Consider the following 19,182-nt stretch of genomic DNA (forward strand, 5'->3'; position numbering starts at 1 on the left):
CATGTCTGATTTTCCAAGCAAAGCCCGTGTCGTTGTCATAGGTGGCGGCGTGGTCGGCGCATCCGTGCTCTACCACCTTGGCCTCAAAGGCTGGACAGATTGTGTGCTGCTCGAGAAGAACGAACTGACCGCAGGCAGCACATGGCACGCCGCAGGCAATGTGCCCACCTTCAGCACCTCCTGGTCCATCATGAACATGCAGCGTTATTCCACCGAGCTTTACGCCCGCCTAGGCGATGAGGTGGATTACCCGATGAACTACCACCAGTCAGGCTCCATCCGCCTCGCCCATACCAAAGAGCGTATGCAAGAGTTCGAGCGCGCCGCCTCCATGGGCCGCTACCAAGGCATCCAGATGGAAATCTGGACACCAGCCCAAGCCAAAGAGCGCTACCCCTTCCTTGAAACCCACGATCTGATGGGCGTGCTCTATGACCCGACAGATGGCGACATTGACCCGGCCCAACTCACCCAAGCCCTCGCCAAAGGCGCGCGCGACATGGGCCAGAAAATCCTGCGTTTCACCCCTGCCACGGGCGTGACGCAACAGGCTGACAAGTCTTGGGTCGTCCATACCGAGAAAGGCGATATCGCCGCTGACTATGTCGTCAACGCGGCAGGCTACTATGCCCAACGCGTCGGTGAATGGTTCAAGCCTTATGGCGGGCGCACTGTGCCGATGATGGTGATGGAGCACCAATATCTGCTCACCGAGCAGATCCCCGAAATCGAGGCTTGGTCAAAAGAACACGGTGGCAAGCTGCCCCTGATCCGCGATGTTGATGTCTCCTACTACCTGCGTCAGGAAAAAGGCGGCTACAACCTCGGCCCATATGAGCCAAACTGCAAAGCCCACTGGGTCGATCCGAGCGACCCCATGCCAGACGATTTCTCTTTCCAGCTCTGGCAAGAAGACATCGACCGCATAGAAGATATCGTCACCGATGCCATGGAACGCGTCCCGCTCATGGCCACATCGGGCATCTCGAGTGTGATCAACGGCCCCATCCCCTACGCGCCCGACGGCCTCCCGCTCATCGGCCCTATGCCGGGTGTCGCAAATGCCTTTGAAGCTTGTGTCTTTACCTTCGGCATCGCCCAAGGCGGCGGCGCGGGCAAGGTCATGGCCGAATGGATCGTCGATGGGGCAACCGAATGGGATATGTGGGCCGTCGATCCGCGCCGCTACACCGACTATACCGATCAGGACTATTGCAACCTCAAGGGTATGGAAGTCTACGGCAACGAATACGCCATGCACTTCCCGTGGCACCGCTGGCCCGCCGCCCCCGACCGCAAGCTCAGCCCGCTCCACAGCCGCCTGAAAAGCGCAGGCGCACAAATGGGTGCCTACAACGGCTGGGAGCGCGCCAACTGGTTCGCCCAAGAGGGCGACGACACCTCAGAAGCCAGCACCCACACATGGAACCGCACAGGCCCATGGGAGCCACGCATCCGCGAAGAGTGCGAGGCCGTCCGCGACCATTGCGGGATACTGGCCATCTCGGGCTTCAGCCGCCTCGCCGTCGAAGGCAAAGGCGCGCGGGCGCATGTTGATAGCCTGACCTGCTCGCGCCTGCCCAATGCAGGCCGCGTCGGCCTTGCCTATTTCGCCGATCCCCGCGGCCGCATCCTGACAGAAATGTCCGTGATCCCGCGCGATGACGACAACATCTGGCTGATCACCGCTGGCGTGGCCCAGTGGCACGACCGCGACGTCCTGCGCCACAACCTGCCCGAAGGCTTGCAAGTGCAGGATCGCAGCGACAAATACGAGTGCCTGCTGGTCACTGGCCCCAAATCCCGCGAGATCCTCGCCCCCCTGACAAACGCCGACATGGCGCTGCCATGGCTCTCCGCACAGGAGGCCGAAGTCTGCGGCAAACCCTGCATGTTGCTCCGCGTCTCCTTCGCAGGCGAGCTCGGCTGGGAAGTCCACTGCCTGAATGACGACGCCCCCGAAATCTGGGAGGCCATCACAGGCGCAGGCGCCAAGCCGTTCGGCATGTGGGCGCTCAACTCACTGCGCCTTGAGAAGGGCTACCGCGCGTGGAAGGGCGATCTTTCAACAGACTACTCCCTCTTTGAAGGTGGCCTTGACCGCTTTGTAAAACTCGACAAGCCCCAAGACTTCCCCGGCAAAGCCGCCCTTCTCGCCGAGCAGCAACATGGCAGCCAAAAGCGCTTCGTCACCCTCATTGTCGAGGCCGGCGAAGCCGACGCGCCCTATATGTCCTGCATCTATTCGGGCGGCGACATTGTGGGCGAAACCACATCTGGCGGCTGGGGCTACCGTGTCGGAAAATCTATCGCTTTGGGCATGGTTAGAGCCGATCTGGCCACCGCTGGCACAGAGCTGGAAGTCGACATATACGGAACCCGCCACAAAGCCGTGGTGCAAGCTGACACGCCCCTTTGGGACGCCACAAATGAAAGACTCCGCGCATGACCGAAATCACCCTCCTTGACGGCTCCATCGGCCAGGAAATCGTCAAGCGCTCCGGCAGCAAGCCCACGCCACTCTGGTCGACCGCCGTGATGATGGAGCAGCCCGAAGTGGTGCGCGCCGTGCACCTTGAATACTTCAAAGCAGGCGCGACCATCGCCTCAACCAATACCTATGCAGTGCACGTTGACCGCTTGGCGCGCGTCGGCCTTGAAGAGCAGCACAAAACACTGCTCGACACCGCCATGGCCGAAGCCCTCGCGGCCCGCTCCGAGCACGGGTCAGGGCGTGTTGCCGTCACACTCGGCCCCCTCGGCGCAAGCTACCGCCCGGATCTTGCCCCACCGCTCGAAGAGGCGCGCGCAGCTTTCAGCACAATCGTGACAGCCCTCGCACCCCGCGCCGATCTCTTCATCATCGAGACGGTCTCATCCCTCCACGATGCCCGCGGCGCATTGTCAGGATGCGCCGCGACAGACAAACCCGTCTGGCTTTCCGTTACCATAAATGACGACGACGGCACCAAGCTGCGCTCAGGCGAATCCGTCTCTGATCTGGCCCAAATCGTCGCCGAATTTGCCCCCGCCGCACTGCTCGTCAACTGCTCCCGCCCCGAGGCCGTGGCCGCCGCACTTGACCTGATCGCGCCTATGGGACTGCCCTTTGGCGCTTACGCCAACGGCTTCACACGTATCAGCGAAGGCTTCCTCAAAGAGGCCCCCACGGTTGACGCCCTACAAGAGCGCCAAGACCTTGGCCCCGAAGCCTACGCCGCTTTCGCCATGAGCTGGGTCGCCCAGGGCGCAACCATCGTGGGCGGCTGCTGCGAGGTTGGCCCCGCCCATATCAAAGAACTTGCCCACCAGCTCAAAGCCGCAGGCCACATCATCGTCTAACCTTTCTTTTTGCCTCAAATATCCCGGGGGTGCGGGGGCTGGCCCCCGCCGATCTGCCCAAAGCGCCCGACCAGTCTTGGAGTCAATCATATGCCAACTCTCCCCACCAAAGCCCGTGTCGTCATAATCGGGGGCGGCATCATCGGCTGTTCGGTGGCCTATCACCTCACCAAACTCGGCTGGAAAGACGTTGTCCTGCTTGAGCGCAAACAGCTCACCTCAGGCACAACATGGCACGCCGCAGGCCTCATCGCCCAGCTGCGTGCTACCGCCAACATGACCAAGCTCGCGAAGTACTCCCAAGAGCTCTACGGCAACCTTGAAGAAGAAACAGGCGTTGCCACAGGCTTCAAACGCGTCGGCTCCATCACCGCCGCCCTCACAGGCGAGCGGCTGGAAGAGCTGCACCGCTCCGCCGCCATGGCCCGCGCCTTTGGGGTCGCTGTTGAAGAGATCAGCCCAACCGAGATCAAAGAGCGCTACGCGCATCTCAACATCGACGGCGTCACAGGCGGCGTCTATCTCCCGCTCGACGGTCAGGGCGACCCGGGCAATATCGCCCTCGCCCTCGCCAAAGGTGCACGCCAGCACGACGCTCTCATTCAGGAGCGCGTAAACGTCACTCACCTTGCCAAAAAAGGCCGCCGCATCACCTCTGTCAGCTGGCAGGGCGAAGACGGAACCGCAGGCGAAATCACCGCTGATATGGTCGTCAACTGCGCAGGTATGTGGGGCCACGAAGTTGGCCGCATGGCGGGCGTCAACGTCCCGCTTCATGCCTGCGAGCATTTCTACATCGTCTCCGAGCCCATCACTGGCCTCACCCAGCTTCCCGTGCTGCGCGTGCCCGATGAATGCGCCTACTACAAAGAAGACGCAGGCAAGCTCATGCTCGGCGCGTTCGAGCCGCGTGCGAAGCCTTGGGGCATGGGCGGCATCGCCGACAGTTTCGAGTTTGACCAGCTTCAGGAAGATTTCGACCACTTCGAGCCGATCCTCGAAATGGCCATCAACCGTATGCCGATGCTGGGCGAGGCAGGCATTCACACCTTTTTCAACGGCCCCGAAAGCTTCACCCCTGACAACGCCTATCACCTCGGCCTTGCGCCCGAGATGGACAACGTCTGGGTCGCCGCTGGCTTCAACTCCATAGGCATCCAGTCGGCTGGTGGCGCCGGCATGGCGCTTGCCGCCTGGATGGACACAGGCAGCAAACCGTTTGATCTGGGAGATGTCGATATCTCCCGCATGCAGCCTTTTCAGGGCAACAAACACTACCTGTTTGAGCGCTCAAAAGAGGCGCTTGGCCTCCTCTATGCCGACCACTTCCCCTATCTGCAAAAAGCCACAGCCCGTGGTATCCGCCGCACACCGTTTCACGATCAGCTCCTCGCCCAAGGCGCTGTCATGGGCGAAATCGCAGGCTGGGAGCGCGCCAACTGGTTCGCCCGCGAGGGCCAGAAAGCCGAGTATGAATACACTTGGCAGCGCCAGAACTGGTTTGAAAACCGCGCCGCAGAGCACGCCGCCATCCGCGAGAATATCGGCATGTACGATATGTCGAGCTTCGGCAAACTGCGTGTTGAAGGCCCGGATGCCGAAGCCTTCCTCAACCGCGTCTGTGGCGCAAACATGTCTGTGCCCGCAGGCAAGATCGTCTACACCCAGTTCCTCAATGCCAAAGGCGGTATCGAGGCCGATGTGACCGTCACCCGCCTGTCCGAAACGGCTTATCTCGTCGTCACACCGGCGGCTACGCGGCTGGCGGATGAAACATGGCTGCGCCGCCACTTGGGCGGCGACATGGCCATCATCACCGATGTCACAGCTGGCGAAGGCGTTCTCGCTGTCATGGGCCCCAACGCCCGCGCGCTTCTGCAAGCCGTCTCCCCAAATGACTTCTCAAACGAGGCCAACCCCTTCGGAACGGCACAAGAGATCGAGCTTGGCATGGGCTTGGCGCGTGTCCACCGCGTCTCCTATGTGGGTGAGCTGGGTTGGGAGGTCTATATCGGCTCTGATATGGCCCAACACGCCTTTGAAACGCTTTTCACCGCGGGGCAAAGCCTCGGCCTCAAACTCTGCGGGATGCATGCCATGGACAGCTGCCGCATCGAAAAGGCCTTCCGCCACTTCGGCCACGACATCACCTCGGAAGACAACGTGGTCGATGCAGGCCTCAGCTTTGCTGTTGATCTGAAGAAGGATGACTTTATCGGCAAATCCGCCGTTTTGGCCCGCAAGGAAACCGGCCCAAAAGCCCGCATGGTCCAGTTTCTGCTGCAAGACAGCGCGCCGCTTCTCTACCACAACGAACCTATCCTGCGGGATGGCGAGATCGTCGGCTACCTTTCGTCTGGTGGCTACGGCCACACCCTCGGCGCAGCGGTCGGCCTCGGCTATGTCCCATGCGAGGGCCAAAGCGCTGCCGATGTGCTCGCCTCAAGCTACGAAATCGACGTGAAAGGCACCCGCGTTAAAGCCACAGCCTCGCTCAAGCCAATGTATGACGCGAAGTCAGAGAAGGTGCGCGCCTGACACGGCTTCTGGTTTTGGATACCTAAGGCGCAATATCGGCCCCCACCCAGCCCCGTGGCCCATGCAAGGGGTTGGGCGAGGGGTTAGGACTGAGCCATGGGGCTGGCATCTCCACAAGAACCGCCCTAATCAGGCAGGGAAGAGGAGACACCATGCCAGAGAACCGCGACACACCCCAAGGCCTCGCCTTTGCGCTCACCGCCTATATTCTCTGGGGGTTTCTGCCGCTTTACATGAAGCTCCTCAGCCATATCCCCCCGGCAGAAGTCGTCGCACACCGTGTTATCTGGTCACTGCCCATCGCAGCCACCCTGCTCATCCTTCTGGGCCGCACGAATGATATCAAAACGGCTCTAACAAACCCCAAAATGCTTGCCATGGGCTGCGTCACCGCCGCGCTCATCTCGGTCAACTGGGGCTTTTACGTCTGGGCTATCACAACAGGCCATGCGCTTGATGCGGCCCTTGGCTACTACATCAACCCGCTGTTTTCCGTCTTTCTCGGGGCCGTGCTACTGGGCGAAAAGCTCAACAAGCTCCAGCTCGCCGCCCTCGCGCTGGCCGCTCTCGCCGTCATCATCCTCACGGTTGAAGCGGGCAAGCTGCCTTGGGTCGCCATAGCGCTCTTTGTCACGTGGGGCTTTTATGCTCTGGCCAAAAAGTCCCTTCCCATTGGCCCAAATCAGGGCTTCCTGCTGGAAGTCCTCATCCTCACGCCCCCCGCTCTCGCCTATCTTGTCTGGCTCGGGCCAACAGGCAACTTCCTCGGCACAACCTATGATACATGGCTGCTCCTCGGCTGTGGTGTGGTCACGGCTGTACCACTCCTCATCTATGCCAATGGCGCAAAGCTCCTGCGCCTCAGCACCATCGCGATTTTACAATACATCGCGCCCACAATGATCTTTCTCATCGGGGTGTTTGTCTTCAAAGAGCCTTTCGGCGGCGCGCGTATGGTCGCCTTCCCGATGATCTGGATGGCGCTGGTGCTCTACTCGATTGCTATCTTCCGCAATATGAAAAGCGCCCGTAAGCTGGCACGCGAAACAGCCAGCAAAACAGCGACAACACCATGACAAAAACACTCCTCACCATCGGACAGGGCTATACAGCCAACGCGCTCACACGCCGTCTCGCCCCCGAAGGGTGGCAGCTTTTCGGAACCACCCGCTCCGCCGAGAAATGCGCCGCCATCAAGGCGCAGGGTGTCACGCCGCTGGTATGGCCAGAAGGCGACATAAGCGCAGCCCTGGAGCAAGCCACACATCTGCTCATATCCGTTTCACCCAGTGACAATGGCGACCCGTTCTTGGCAAAATACGGCTCTAACCTTGCCCAACTCGCCCCAAATCTCGAGTGGGTCGGCTATCTCTCCACAACAGGCGTCTACGGAGACCACTCAGGCGCATGGGTGACAGAAGATACACCGCTCACCCCAAGCAGCCGCCGCGGGCTCATGCGCGTAGAAGCCGAAGAGCAGTGGCGCGGCACAGGCCTGCCCGTCCATATCTTCCGCCTCGCAGGGATCTATGGCCCCGGTCGCGGCCCCTTCAAACGCCTGCGCGACGGCACCGCCCAACGCATCATCAAAGAGGGGCAGGTCTTTTCGCGCACCCATGTCGAAGACATCGCCCAAGTGCTGCTCGCCTCGATCAACCAGCCCGCACCCGGCACCGCCTACAACGTCTGCGACGACATGCCAGCACCGCCCCAAGACGTGCTCACCCACGCCGCCGAACTGCTGGGCATGGCCCCGCCGCCCGAGGTCGCCTTTGAAGAGGCCGAGCTTTCCCCGATGGCGCGCAGCTTTTACGGCGAGAGCAAACGCGTGAGCAACACACGCATCAAGGAAGACCTTGGCGTGTCCTTGCTCTACCCTGACTATATGACAGGCCTCAAAGCCATTCTCGCCGCCGAGACCGCCGAATAATCCTTGCCTTTCAGCCCACAGAGCCTACCTAACGCTAAACGCTAAGTCACGAGGCCCGAATGTCCCTGCGCGCAACACTCGCCAAACTTGTTGATCACCCCAGAACCGCAACGGTCATCACTGGCGTGATCATCTTCAACGCGATCATTCTGGGCCTTGAAACCTCGCAAAGCGCGATGGCCAACTACGGGACACTTATCAAAGCGCTCGACACGATCTGCCTCACCATCTTCGTGGCCGAACTGCTGGCAAAGCTCCTCGCCCATGGCACCCGCTTTTTCCGCTCGGGTTGGAACATATTTGATTTCGTGATCATCGCCATCTCGCTTGTGCCCGCGGGCCAGGGCTTCTCCGCCATGCGCGCGCTGCGTATCCTGCGGGTGCTCAGGGTCATCTCGGTGGCACCGTCGCTGCGCCGCGTGGTCGAAGGCCTCATCACGGCCATGCCGGGCATGGGCTCGGTCTTCATGCTGATGGGGCTGATCTTCTACATCGGCGCCGTCATCGCCACCAAGCTCTTCTCCGAAAACTTCCCCGAATGGTTCGGTAGCTTGGGCGCATCGGCCTACACGCTCTTTCAGATCATGACGCTTGAAAGCTGGTCAATGGGCATCGTGCGCCCCGTGATGGAAGTCTACCCGCTCGCGTGGGCCTTCTTCCTGCCGTTCATCCTTGTGACAACCTTCGCAGTGGTCAACCTGCTGGTCGGCCTCGTGGTCAACTCCATGCAAGACGCCCACCACACCGAAGACGTCGCCAACACCGACGCCTACCGCGACGATGTCAAAGCACGGTTGGACGGGATCGAAAAGAAACTCGATGCATTGGCGAGCGAACGGAAGGGTTAAGCCTTATCGCTCTGGAAAATAGTCTTCATCAATGGAGTGGATTACATATTGAGCACGCGCTCGAACCCCAACTCCATGCTGCACCATCAACCTTGAAAGCATCGCGCCATCAATCAGCACAATACGCTGCTGAACACGGCTGATGTAATCTTGAGCTTCCCGAGAAAACCCCGAAGTCGTCACAAAGACACCCTTAGTAGCACTTTCGCCAGTCAACGATCCGACAAATTTTTGAATATCAGGCCGCCCAACCTTATTGGCTGGATCGTATCGTTTAGCCTGCACGTAAACAGCATCAAGCCCAAGTGCGTCTTCATTGATCACCCCGTCAATACCGCCGTCGCCAGATTTTCCAATACTTTTACCCATTGCTGGGTCTCCGCCACCATAGCCCATAGCAACCAGCAGATCGACAATCAGTTGCTCAAACTGTGCTGGCGAAACAGATAGCACCGCTTCCAATAGCTCGTTCCTCAAAAGCGCTTCTATTTCGCGATGACTCTTCGCCATCAAGTCTTCAGGCGTTGCCGCGTCACTTGATTTGTCGGCCTGTTGCGGGCTGCTTAGGCCGCCATCTTTCGTTGGAGCCGACCGTTGAAGAAATTCTAAGAACGGCTCGTAGTTTCTAAGGAAAGCAGAATTTAGCTCTTCAGGCGGATTTGCCAGCAAAGCCTCGCCATCCATAGTCAAACGATAATGGCCCCGCTTGATTGCTTCAACAAGACCAGCTTGAGACATATAATTACGAGCCCAATGCGCCCTGTTTGCGAGAAGTGTTTGCTTTCCGCTTGGCAATAGCTCTTCAAACTCATCCTGCGTCAGTCCAAACTCTAACCTCAGCGGCTCAAGACAGCTTGGAATGGTTTCGTGCCCTTTGGCAATTAGCTCTAATACGGGCAACATGAGCGTCTGGTAACCTGGAACTGGCATAATAATACTTCACTTCAAATAAAAACTAAGCCCGCTTCACCTGAGCGACACCCAGTACATCCAGCACTTTCGCGACAATATGCTCGGCCTGAAGCCCCGCTTCAGCATACATCTCCGCAGGCGAGCCTTGGTCGATAAACCAGTCAGGCAAAACCATGGAGCGGAACTTGAGGCCCGCGTCAAACGCGCCCTCTTCGGCCAGAAGCTGCGCAACATGCGAGCCAAACCCGCCCACAGCGCCCTCTTCCAGCGTGATGAGCACTTCGTGATCACGCGCCAGCTTCAAGATCATGTCGCGGTCCAGCGGCTTGGCAAAACGCGCATCCGCAACAGTCGCTTCAATGCCCTTGGCTGCAAGCTGCTCGGCGGCCTTTTCGGCCTCGGCCAGACGCGTGCCAAAGCTGAGCAGCGCCACGCGGTTGCCCTCGCGCACAATGCGGCCCTTACCGATCTCAAGCGCCACGCCGCGCGCAGGCAGCTCAACGCCCACACCCTCCCCACGAGGATAGCGGAAGGCAATCGGCCCGCTGTCATGCGCCGCCGCTGTGGCCACCATATGCTTCAGCTCGGCCTCATCCGCCGCCGCCATCACAACCATGTTGGGCAGGTTCGCAAGATAAGCAATGTCATAGCTCCCCGCGTGGGTCGCACCATCGGCGCCAACAAGCCCCGCACGGTCGATCGCAAAGCGCACAGGCAGGTTTTGCAACGCCACATCATGAACAATCTGGTCATAGCCGCGCTGCAAAAAGGTTGAATACATCGTGCAAAACGGCTTCATACCGCCCGCCGCCAAAGCGCCGCAAAAGGTCACACCATGTTGCTCGGCAATACTTACATCAAAGCAGCGCGAGGGGTAGCGCTCGGCCATCAAATCAAGCCCCGTGCCGCTCGGCATCGCTGCCGTCACAGCACAAATCTTGTCATCTTCAGCCGCCAGCGCAACCAGCTCGTCACCAAAGACAGCCGTGTAGCTCGGCGCATTGCTTGGCGTTTTTACCTGCTTGCCGGTGATCACATCAAACTTCGCCGTTGCATGGCCCTTGTCGTCACGCGCCTCGGCAGGGGCATAGCCCTTGCCCTTCTTCGTGATCGCATGAATGAGGATCGGCCCCGTGGCCCGTGCCTTGACCGTGCGCAACAGCGAGAGCAGCTGATCCATGTCGTGGCCATCAATCGGCCCGATGTAGCTAAAGCCCAGCTCCTCAAAGAGCGTGCCGCCCACCGTCATGCCCTTGAGCATCTCCTTGGCGCGCTTGGCACCCTCTTGAAAGAACGGAGGCATCAGGCTCACCGCGCCCTTGGCGGCGGCTTTCAGCTCTTGAAACGGCTCTTCCGCATAGAGGCGGCTGAGGTAGCTCGAAAGCGCACCCACGGGCGGCGCAATGCTCATCTCGTTGTCGTTCAGAATCACGATCAAGCGTTTGCCGAGGTGGCCTGCGTTGTTCATCGCCTCAAAGGCCATGCCCGCGCTCATCGCGCCATCGCCGATCACGGCAATCGCATCGCCCAGGCCTTCGGGGCAGTTACCGCCCAGGTCGCGCGCCACGGCAAAGCCCAGCGCCGCACTGATCGAGGTGGAGGAATGTGCCGCGCCAAAGCAGTCATAGGGGCTTTCGGAGCGCTTGGTGAAGCCACTCAGCCCACCGCGTTTGCGCAGCGTGCGAATCCGGTCGCGCCGCCCTGTCAGGATCTTGTGGGGGTAGCTCTGGTGGCTCACATCCCAGATGATCTTGTCTTTGGGCGCATCAAACACCGCATGCAGCGCAACAGTCAGCTCGACCACACCCAAGCCAGCCCCCAAGTGCCCACCCGTCTCGCTCACCGCGCTGATCGTCTCGGCGCGCAGCTCGCCAGAGAGCTGCACAAGCTCGGCATCGCTCAGCCGCTTCATATCGGCGGGGCTGGCCACTTGGTCTAGCAGCGGGGTGTTGGGGCGGTCATTCATGGTCACCCTTTCGGGGCTGTTACTTACGCCGCGAGATAACGAAGCGCGCCGCCTCTCGCAAGCATTCGGCATCATCTTGATAGATAGATAAGGCCTCACAAGCCTCTTCTACAAGGTTAACAGCCTGACCTTTTGCCGCATCAAGGCCCAGAAGTGACACAAAAGTCGCCTTCCCAGCATCTTCATCCTTGCCCACGGCCTTGCCCGTCTCGGCCGCGTCCCCTTCCACATCCAGCACATCATCCCAGATCTGGAAAGCAAGGCCGAGCCTGTCACCATATGTCTCTAATCCAGCGCAACTGGCCCCCGCCATGACAGCGCCCGCCGTGGCCGACCAGCGGATCAGCGCGCCTGTCTTGCCGCGTTGCACCGCCTCGATCTGGCTCAAATCAAACGGCGCTTCGCTTGTTTCAGCTGCAATATCCATCATCTGCCCGCCGACCATCCCGGCGTGGCCACTGGCCACAGCCAGCCCGCGCAAAAGCGCCAGTGCATTGGGCATATCGTCTTGCGCAAGCAGCTCAAAGGCTTTGGCTTGCAGCGCATCGCCCGCCAAGACAGCGGTGTGCTCATCCCACTTCTTATGCACGGTCGGCTTGCCACGGCGCAGGTCGTCGTCGTCCATACAGGGCAAATCATCGTGAATAAGCGAATACGCGTGGATACACTCCACAGCCAGCGCCGCTGGCTCGGCAGCATCAAAGCTCTGTCCATGCAGCCGCGCTGATTCGATCACAAGAAAAGCCCGCAGCGCTTTTCCGCCCTCAAGCGCATAGAGCATAGCGAGCAAAAGCTGCGCCTCGGGCAGCGACTTGGCCGCCATAAAGTAGCGCATCGGCGCATCTTGCATCAGGCTTTGCGCCCGCTTCAGAGCCGCGTCAAAGCCCAATGGCTCAATCAACATCAAGTGGCTTGATCCCTGTGGGGTTGCCTTCGCCATCCAGCGTGATCGCGGCAACTTTCTCTTCCGCTTCCTTGAGCTTGCCTTCGCAATGCTTCTTCAGCACCGCGCCGCGCTCATAGAGCTTGATCGAGTCTTCCAGCGGCACATCGCCCCGCTCCAGCTGGCCCACAACTTTCTCCAGCTCCGCCATCGCGGCTTCAAAGCTCATCTCTGCAACAGGTGTATCGCTCATGCGTCTCTCCAGCTCATTTTTTGCGACCATACAGGCGCAGCGAAAAGGGTTCAATTCGTATCCTGCCCCGCGTAAGCTTCGCCTATGTCCAAGGTTGAGATCAGCAATATCCAGCTTTACCCCGAAGAGGCCCTCGCCGCTTTGGACAGGCTGGAACATGTCGCGGCCCAAGCCCTCGGCGCGCGCGCTTTCACAGTTGAGAAAGCGCTACACCTTGTGCCCGAGCGCCACGCCGTCTTCCGCGGCACGCTCGAGGGCGCTGAGGTGGTCTTTCGCCTCGCACTGTCCGCCAAAGCGCGCGACGCCTCGGTACAGGAGTGGGCCGAGCTGGCCCGCACATGGCCCTACATGAGCGCAGCTCCGCTCACCGTGCAACAACCGCTCTTTCACAGCGCCGATAGCGGCCTCACCATCACATCGCGCGCCAAAGGCGAGGGGCTTCTCACAGCGCTCTGGCGCATGGAGCCTGCGGCACGACACGCGCCCATAGCCCTCGCGGCTGACTGGCTGCACAAGTTCACCGCCCCCAGCATTGAAACCCGCGCACCCAACCGCCGCCCATGGCGCATCTGGGCCGAGAAAGCAGCCGAAAAGCAGCCGCACGAGGCCCTCCGCCAAGCCGAAGCGCAGGTACTGCAAAAGATGAAAAAGCTCTATCGCCAGATCGATTTTCCCGAATGGCGCGTAGCCCTCGCCCATGGCGATTTTCACCTCAACAACCTGCTTTGGGATGGCCAGATCCTCACAGGGATCGACCTTGGCGCAACCAACCATGCCCCGCTCTACAAAGACATCGCCCGCGCGCTCGTCCATATGGCGCGGCGCGGTATGCTGCCCTCGGGCGCGCGCCGCTTCGGCGTTGATGCGCAAGCCTTTGAGACATTCAGCGCCCGCTTTGAGCTGTCAGAAGACGAGACGCACGGTTTCCTGCCCTACTTCATCGCCTTTGAAACGCTCATAAAAGTCGAGCACCCAGAGATGCCCCAAGCGCGGCTTGATCATGCGTTGGAGATGTCAGAAGCGCTGGTCAGTGATCTCAAGCAAATCACCTGAATTTCCTGCGCAGGTTTGATCGAAGTCAGCGTCAAAAACACATTCTGCCTTTACAATGTATGACGTGGACACATCGGGTTCACGCAACTGCTAAAGGAGACTGAAACGAAAACGCTCAAAATTCTGGCCCTTACCGCCGCCCTTGCCACACCCGCTGCCGCAGCCGATCTTGTCGGATCGCCCATCGTAAGCGACGGCAACACAGCAATCGGCCTCTCCACAGTGCAGGGGGTCAACAAAGTCAACATCTGCCAGACTGATTACTGGATCAACGATTCCAACTCCTACACCATCTACAAGAGCATCCTGCCACGGCTCGAAAACAACGGCGGCTATGTCTACTATCACACCACAGATGCAGGAAAACGCTTCTACTCCTGCGGTTGGGGCCGCTACAGCCATATGCACGGCAAAATCCAGTAAAGCCGCTTACGCGCCCGCCTTGGCCTTCAGCTCGTAAAGCGCCGCAAGCGCCTCACGCGGGGTCATTTCGTCGGGGTATATCCCGGCCAAAGCGCCTTCAACTTCGCTCGCCTTGGCCTTTACAGGCTGAGGCGCAGGGGCCGCGCTAAACAGCGGCAAATCATCAATAACCGCCTTGTTAGAGCCTTCCCGCTCACCCTTTTCCAAAGCATCCAGCACAACACGCGCCCGCGCGATCACGTTTTCGGGCAGCCCCGCCAGCTTGGCGACCTGCACACCATATGAGCGGTCGGCCACGCCTTTGCGCACCTCATGAAGAAAGATGATATCGCCCTCCCACTCCTTGACCATCACAGTGGCGTTGGAGCAGCGCGCCAGCTTGTCAGACAGCTGCGTCATCTCGTGGTAATGCGTGGCAAACAGCGCGCGGCACTTGTTGCTCTCGTGCAAATGCTCAAGCGTCGCCCAGGCAATCGAGAGGCCATCATAGGTTGCCGTGCCGCGCCCGATCTCATCCAGAATCACAAGCGCACGGTCGTCTGCCTGGTTGAGAATAGCGGCGGTTTCGACCATCTCGACCATGAAGGTCGAGCGCCCCCTGGCCAGATCGTCACTCGCGCCCACGCGGCTGAAAAGCTGGCTCACAATCCCCACACGCGCCGCCGCCGCAGGCACATAACTCCCCATCTGCGCCAGCACAGCAATCAGCGCATTCTGCCGCAAAAATGTCGACTTACCCGCCATGTTCGGCCCCGTCAGCAGCCAGAGCTGGTCATCTTCCGCCAGCGCGCAGTCATTTGGCACAAAGCTCGCGCCGCCCTGCCTGCGCAACGCCTGCTCCACAACAGGGTGGCGCCCCTGCTCAATCTCCAGTGCGCGGCTGTCGTCCACCGCAGGGCGCGCCCAGTCTTCCTCGCGCGCAATGGCGGCCAACCCAAGCGCCACATCAATCTCGGCAAGCGCAGCCGTGGCCGCAAAGACAGCCTCCTGCGCCTCCAGAATAGCGCGGCGCAGCTCGCCAAATATGCGCAGCTCAATCTCGGTCGCGCGGCCTCCCGCGTTCAAGATCCGCGTTTCCATCTCGCTCAGCTCGGGCGTGGTAAAGCGCACTTGGTTCGCAGTTGTCTGGCGGTGCTTGAAGCGCTCGTTCAGCGGTGCACTCAGCATTTTCTCGGCGTGGGTCGAGGTCACTTCGATAAAATACCCCAGCACATTGTTGTGCTTGATCTTGAGCGCGCTGATGCCCGTATCGGCAGCATACTCCGCTTGCATCTTGGCAATCACGCTGCGCCCTTCGTCGCGCAAGGCGCGGCTGGCGTCGAGCTCTTCGTCATAGCCCGCCGCCACAAAGCCACCATCGCGCGCAAAAAGCGGCGGCTCCGCCACGAGGGCCGCATCCAGCAAGCGCACCAAAGCGTCATGCCCCAAGAGCTTTTGGCCCGCTGCGGCCAACACATCGGGCAGAGCAAGTTGGGCCATGTTAGAGCCTATTTCTTCCGCTTTCGCGAGGCCATTGCGTATACTCGCCAAGTCACGCGGCCCGCCGCGCTCAAGCCCGAGACGCGACAAGGCGCGCTCCATATCAGGCACATGGCGCAGCCGCTCGCGCGTTTCGCTCAAGAAATGCGTGTCGCTCAAAGCAAAGCCAACAGCCTCCAACCGCTCTGCGATCTCGCTCACATCGCAAGACGGTGCGCTCACACGCCGCTCCAGAAGCCGCGCCCCTTGCGCTGTGAGCGTGCGGTCAACCGCCGCCAGAAGCGAGCCGGCCCGCGCGCCCTGCATAGAGCGCGTCAGCTCAAGATTGCGCCGTGTCGCCGCATCGATCTGCATAACCCGCCCCGCCACTTCGCGGACGGGCTTGGCCAAAAGCGGCAGCTTCCCTTTCTGGGTGATCTCCAGATAATCGAGCACAGCGCCCAGCGCCGATACTTCCGCGCGGCCAAACTGGCCAAAGGCCTCCAGCGTCTCGACCTCGAAGAAATCACAGAGCCGCTTCACAGCCCCCTCGCTGTCAAAGCTGGCCTTGCCCAACTCGCTCACAGCCACGCCCTGCTCTTCGGCTATCTCGGCCAGCTCGCCAAACTGCGCATCGGCAAAAACGATCTCGCTAGGCGAAAGTCGCGCAAGCTCTGGCCCAAGCCGCACACGGCTCAGCTCCATCACCCTGAAGTCACCTGTCGACATATCAAGCCAGGCCAGCCCCGCCTCATCACGTATCTCGACATAGGCCGCCAGAAAGTTGTTGCGCCGCGCCTCAAGCAAGCTGTCTTCCGTCAGTGTCCCCGGGGTCACCAGCCGCACAACATCGCGCCGCACAACAGATTTATAGCCGCGTTTCTTGGCCTCTTCAGGGCTTTCAAGCTGCTCGCAGACAGCCACACGAAAGCCCTTGCGAATGAGCGTCAGCAGATAGTTCTCCGCCGCATGATGCGGCACGCCACACATCGGGATGTCGTCACCATCATGTTTGCCACGCTTGGTGAGCGCGATATCAAGCGCCTCGGCCGCTGCCACAGCATCATCAAAGAACATCTCGTAAAAGTCGCCCATGCGGTAAAACAAAAGCGCCTCGGGGTAATTCCCCTTAATCTCGAGATATTGCGCCATCATTGGCGTTAAAGCTGGCTTGGCAGCGCTCACAGTTGCATCCCCCCGAATGGTTGGCGCCAAACTAACCACGCCACGCGCGGCGCGAAAGGCGAAAGTCGTGTTTTAGTTGAGAGAATGGCGCGCAACGTCTATGACAAACCGACCCAGCATAAAATCAGGCCCCAAATGACCAAGCAAAAGATCTCCCGCGAAGACGCCCTTGCCTTTCACCTCGAGCCGACACCCGGCAAATGGGAGGTCACAGCCACCGTCCCCATGACAACCCAGCGCGACCTGTCGCTCGCCTACTCCCCCGGCGTCGCTGTCCCGTGTGAAGACATCGCCGCCAACCCGGAGCTGGCCTATGACTACACCAACAAAGGCAACCTCGTCGCCGTGATCTCCAACGGCACAGCCGTTCTGGGCCTTGGCAACCTCGGCGCGCTCGGCTCAAAGCCGGTGATGGAGGGCAAGGCCGTGCTCTTCAAACGCTTCGCCGATGTGAACAGCATCGACATCGAGCTTGATACAGAAGACCCCAACGAATTCATCAACGCCGTGCGCCTCATGGGGCCAACCTTCGGCGGCATCAACCTCGAAGATATCAAAGCGCCCGAGTGCTTTATCATCGAACAGACCCTCAAAGAGCAGATGGACATCCCCGTCTTTCACGATGACCAGCACGGCACAGCCGTGATCTGCGCCGCAGGCCTGCTCAACGCCCTCCAGATCAGCGGCAAGCAAATCGGCGACGTCAAAATCGTCGTCAACGGCGCGGGGGCTGCGGGCATCGCCTGCATCGAGCTCATCAAAGCCATGGGCGCCAAGCACGACAACTGCATTTTGTGCGACACCAAAGGTGTGATCTACCAGGGCCGCGAAGACGGCATGAACCAGTGGAAATCAGCCCACGCCGCCAACACCGAAGCCCGCACATTGGCCGAGGCCATGGACGGCTGCGATGTCTTCCTTGGCGTTTCTGTCAAAGGGGCCGTCACACAAGAGATGGTCGCCTCCATGGGCAAGAACGCGGTCATCTTCGCCATGGCCAACCCTGACCCCGAAATCACCCCGGAAGAGGCCCACGCCGTGCGCGAAGACGTGATCGTCGCAACAGGCCGCTCCGACTACCCCAATCAGGTCAACAACGTGCTCGGCTTCCCCTACCTCTTCCGTGGCGCGCTCGACATTCACGCCCGCGCCATCAACGACGAGATGAAAATCGCCTGCGCCGAGGCTCTGGCCAAACTGGCGCGCGAAGATGTCCCCGATGAAGTCGCCATGGCCTACGGCAAAAAGCTCAGCTTCGGGCGCGATTACATCATCCCGACTCCCTTTGATCCGCGCCTGATCTACGTGATCCCCCCCGCCGTCGCGCGCGCAGGCATGGACACGGGCGTCGCCCGCCGCCCCATCATCGATATGGACGCCTATGAGGCCTCGCTCAAGTCGCGGATGGACCCGACAGCCAGCATCCTGCGGGGCCTCAACGCCCGTGCGCGCCAGAATCAGGCCACAATGATCTTTGCCGAAGGCGATGACCCCCGCGTTCTGCGCGCCGCCGTGCAGTACCAACGCTCTGGCATGGGCAAAGCGCTCATCGTCGGCCGCGAGGAAGATGTGCGCACCAAGCTCACAGCCGAAGGCATGGCCGATGCGGTCGAAGAGCTCGAAATCGTCAACGCCGCCAATACCCCCCACTTGGCCGAATATAAGGCCTTCCTCTACAAGCGCCTCCAGCGTCAGGGCTTTGACCGCCACGATGTTCACCGCCTCGCTGCGCGCGACCGTCACGTGTTTGCCGCCCTCATGCTGGCCCACGGCCACGGTGACGGCCTCATCACAGGTGCCACCCGCAAGTCGGCCCACGTGATGCAGCGCATCAACATGGTGTTTGATGCCAGCGCCGAGGCTGGCGCTGTCGGCGTCACAGCGCTCTTGCACAAAGGCCGCATTGTTCTCATCGGCGATACGCTGGTGCACGAATGGCCCGATGAGCAGGACTTGGCCACAATCGCCGAGCGCTCCGCCGATGTGGCCCGCCACTTGGGCCTTGAGCCGCGCGTGGCCTTCGTCAGCTTCTCCACCTTTGGCTACCCCCGCTCCGAGCGCGCCGAAAAAATGCACAAGGCCCCCGAAGTGCTCGAGGCCCGCGGCGTTGACTTCGAGTTCGAAGGCGAAATGACAGTCGATGTGGCGCTCAATGCCCAAGCGCAAAAGAGCTACCCGTTCTCGCGCCTCACTGGCCCGGCCAACATCCTCGTTGTGCCCGCGCGTCACTCGGCCTCGATCAGCACCAAGCTCATGCAGGAAATGGCTGGCGCAACCGTCATCGGCCCGATCCTTGCCGGCATCGACGAAAGCATCCAGATCTGCTCAACCGTCAGCACCGTGAACGACATTCTCAACATGGCCGTTCTCGCCGCGTGTAAAGTTGGCTAA

Annotated in this window: 14 protein-coding genes; 9 read left to right on the top strand and 5 right to left on the bottom strand. The window is 60.4% G+C overall.

Annotation, left to right across the window (positions count from 1 at the left end; translation table 11 throughout):
- Nucleotide 1: 1 nt before the first annotated feature.
- From ACTG3X_RS08905 to ACTG3X_RS08930, 6 genes are all read left to right on the top strand, one after another.
- A complete protein-coding gene (locus ACTG3X_RS08905; protein WP_439110901.1) occupies nt 2-2,449 on the top strand; it encodes a GcvT family protein in 2,448 nt (815 codons plus the stop codon).
- Nucleotides 2,446-3,342, top strand: a complete 897-nt coding sequence (locus ACTG3X_RS08910; RefSeq protein ID WP_439110902.1) for a homocysteine S-methyltransferase family protein — start codon at nt 2,446-2,448, stop codon at nt 3,340-3,342. The genes ACTG3X_RS08905 and ACTG3X_RS08910 overlap by 4 nt, the downstream gene beginning before the upstream one ends.
- Before the next feature lie 90 nt (nt 3,343-3,432).
- Entirely contained in the window at nt 3,433-5,880 is a 2,448-nt protein-coding gene (locus ACTG3X_RS08915; RefSeq protein WP_439110903.1) for a GcvT family protein, read from the top strand.
- Between the two features lie 152 nt (nt 5,881-6,032).
- Nucleotides 6,033-6,956: an EamA family transporter RarD gene (rarD, locus tag ACTG3X_RS08920; protein WP_439110904.1), complete on the top strand. Its 924-nt coding sequence runs from the start codon at nt 6,033-6,035 to the stop codon at nt 6,954-6,956.
- Nucleotides 6,953-7,810: an SDR family oxidoreductase gene (locus tag ACTG3X_RS08925; RefSeq protein WP_439110905.1), complete on the top strand. Its 858-nt coding sequence runs from the start codon at nt 6,953-6,955 to the stop codon at nt 7,808-7,810. The genes rarD and ACTG3X_RS08925 overlap by 4 nt, the downstream gene beginning before the upstream one ends.
- A gap of 59 nt (nt 7,811-7,869) precedes the next feature.
- On the top strand, nt 7,870-8,658 hold the full coding sequence (locus ACTG3X_RS08930) for an ion transporter (RefSeq protein ID WP_439110906.1): 789 nt from the start codon (nt 7,870-7,872) through the stop codon (nt 8,656-8,658).
- Between the two features lie 3 nt (nt 8,659-8,661).
- Here ACTG3X_RS08930 and ACTG3X_RS08935 read toward each other — a convergent pair whose 3' ends face one another.
- Genes ACTG3X_RS08935 through ACTG3X_RS08950 form a run of 4 tightly spaced genes read right to left on the bottom strand, consistent with a single transcriptional unit; the run spans nt 8,662 to nt 12,672 of the window.
- Entirely contained in the window at nt 8,662-9,588 is a 927-nt protein-coding gene (locus ACTG3X_RS08935; protein ID WP_439110907.1) for a restriction endonuclease, read from the bottom strand.
- Nucleotides 9,589-9,613: 25 nt separating this feature from the next.
- Nucleotides 9,614-11,536, bottom strand: coding sequence for a 1-deoxy-D-xylulose-5-phosphate synthase (dxs, locus tag ACTG3X_RS08940; RefSeq protein ID WP_439110908.1), 1,923 nt, complete (start codon nt 11,534-11,536; stop codon nt 9,614-9,616).
- A 19-nt stretch (nt 11,537-11,555) separates the two neighbouring features.
- A complete protein-coding gene (locus ACTG3X_RS08945) occupies nt 11,556-12,440 on the bottom strand; it encodes a polyprenyl synthetase family protein (RefSeq protein ID WP_439110909.1) in 885 nt (294 codons plus the stop codon).
- Nucleotides 12,430-12,672 (bottom strand): exodeoxyribonuclease VII small subunit, encoded by a 243-nt coding sequence (locus tag ACTG3X_RS08950; RefSeq protein WP_439110910.1) that lies wholly within the window; start codon nt 12,670-12,672, stop codon nt 12,430-12,432. The genes ACTG3X_RS08945 and ACTG3X_RS08950 overlap by 11 nt, the downstream gene beginning before the upstream one ends.
- Nucleotides 12,673-12,756: 84 nt before the next feature.
- Here ACTG3X_RS08950 and ACTG3X_RS08955 point away from each other — a divergent pair, with 84 nt between their 5' ends.
- Both ACTG3X_RS08955 and ACTG3X_RS08960 read left to right on the top strand, forming a co-directional pair.
- A complete protein-coding gene (locus tag ACTG3X_RS08955; RefSeq protein ID WP_439110911.1) occupies nt 12,757-13,725 on the top strand; it encodes a phosphotransferase in 969 nt (322 codons plus the stop codon).
- Nucleotides 13,726-13,947: 222 nt separating this feature from the next.
- A complete protein-coding gene (locus tag ACTG3X_RS08960) occupies nt 13,948-14,148 on the top strand; it encodes a hypothetical protein (protein WP_439110912.1) in 201 nt (66 codons plus the stop codon).
- Nucleotides 14,149-14,154: 6 nt separating this feature from the next.
- On the opposite strand, the gene mutS is transcribed toward ACTG3X_RS08960, so the two are convergent.
- On the bottom strand, nt 14,155-16,761 hold the full coding sequence (gene mutS, locus ACTG3X_RS08965; RefSeq protein WP_439110975.1) for a DNA mismatch repair protein MutS: 2,607 nt from the start codon (nt 16,759-16,761) through the stop codon (nt 14,155-14,157).
- Nucleotides 16,762-16,926: 165 nt separating this feature from the next.
- Here mutS and ACTG3X_RS08970 point away from each other — a divergent pair, with 165 nt between their 5' ends.
- Nucleotides 16,927-19,182 carry an NADP-dependent malic enzyme gene (locus tag ACTG3X_RS08970; protein WP_439110913.1) on the top strand — a complete coding sequence of 752 codons (2,256 nt, stop codon included), beginning with the start codon at nt 16,927-16,929 and terminating at the stop codon, nt 19,180-19,182.

The sequence above is a fragment of the Lentibacter sp. genome, assembly GCF_965658795.1.
GTDB lineage: Bacteria > Pseudomonadota > Alphaproteobacteria > Rhodobacterales > Rhodobacteraceae > Lentibacter.

Coding starts and splice junctions, on each gene's coding strand:
- ACTG3X_RS08905 (WP_439110901.1), top strand. CDS start 2: ATGTCTGATTTTCCAAGCAAAGCCCGTGTCGTTGTCATAGGTGGCGGC.
- ACTG3X_RS08910 (WP_439110902.1), top strand. CDS start 2,446: ATGACCGAAATCACCCTCCTTGACGGCTCCATCGGCCAGGAAATCGTC.
- ACTG3X_RS08915 (WP_439110903.1), top strand. CDS start 3,433: ATGCCAACTCTCCCCACCAAAGCCCGTGTCGTCATAATCGGGGGCGGC.
- rarD (WP_439110904.1), top strand. CDS start 6,033: ATGCCAGAGAACCGCGACACACCCCAAGGCCTCGCCTTTGCGCTCACC.
- ACTG3X_RS08925 (WP_439110905.1), top strand. CDS start 6,953: ATGACAAAAACACTCCTCACCATCGGACAGGGCTATACAGCCAACGCG.
- ACTG3X_RS08930 (WP_439110906.1), top strand. CDS start 7,870: ATGTCCCTGCGCGCAACACTCGCCAAACTTGTTGATCACCCCAGAACC.
- ACTG3X_RS08935 (WP_439110907.1), bottom strand. CDS start 9,588: ATGCCAGTTCCAGGTTACCAGACGCTCATGTTGCCCGTATTAGAGCTA.
- dxs (WP_439110908.1), bottom strand. CDS start 11,536: ATGAATGACCGCCCCAACACCCCGCTGCTAGACCAAGTGGCCAGCCCC.
- ACTG3X_RS08945 (WP_439110909.1), bottom strand. CDS start 12,440: ATGTTGATTGAGCCATTGGGCTTTGACGCGGCTCTGAAGCGGGCGCAA.
- ACTG3X_RS08950 (WP_439110910.1), bottom strand. CDS start 12,672: ATGAGCGATACACCTGTTGCAGAGATGAGCTTTGAAGCCGCGATGGCG.
- ACTG3X_RS08955 (WP_439110911.1), top strand. CDS start 12,757: ATGTCCAAGGTTGAGATCAGCAATATCCAGCTTTACCCCGAAGAGGCC.
- mutS (WP_439110975.1), bottom strand. CDS start 16,761: ATGATGGCGCAATATCTCGAGATTAAGGGGAATTACCCCGAGGCGCTT.
- ACTG3X_RS08970 (WP_439110913.1), top strand. CDS start 16,927: ATGACCAAGCAAAAGATCTCCCGCGAAGACGCCCTTGCCTTTCACCTC.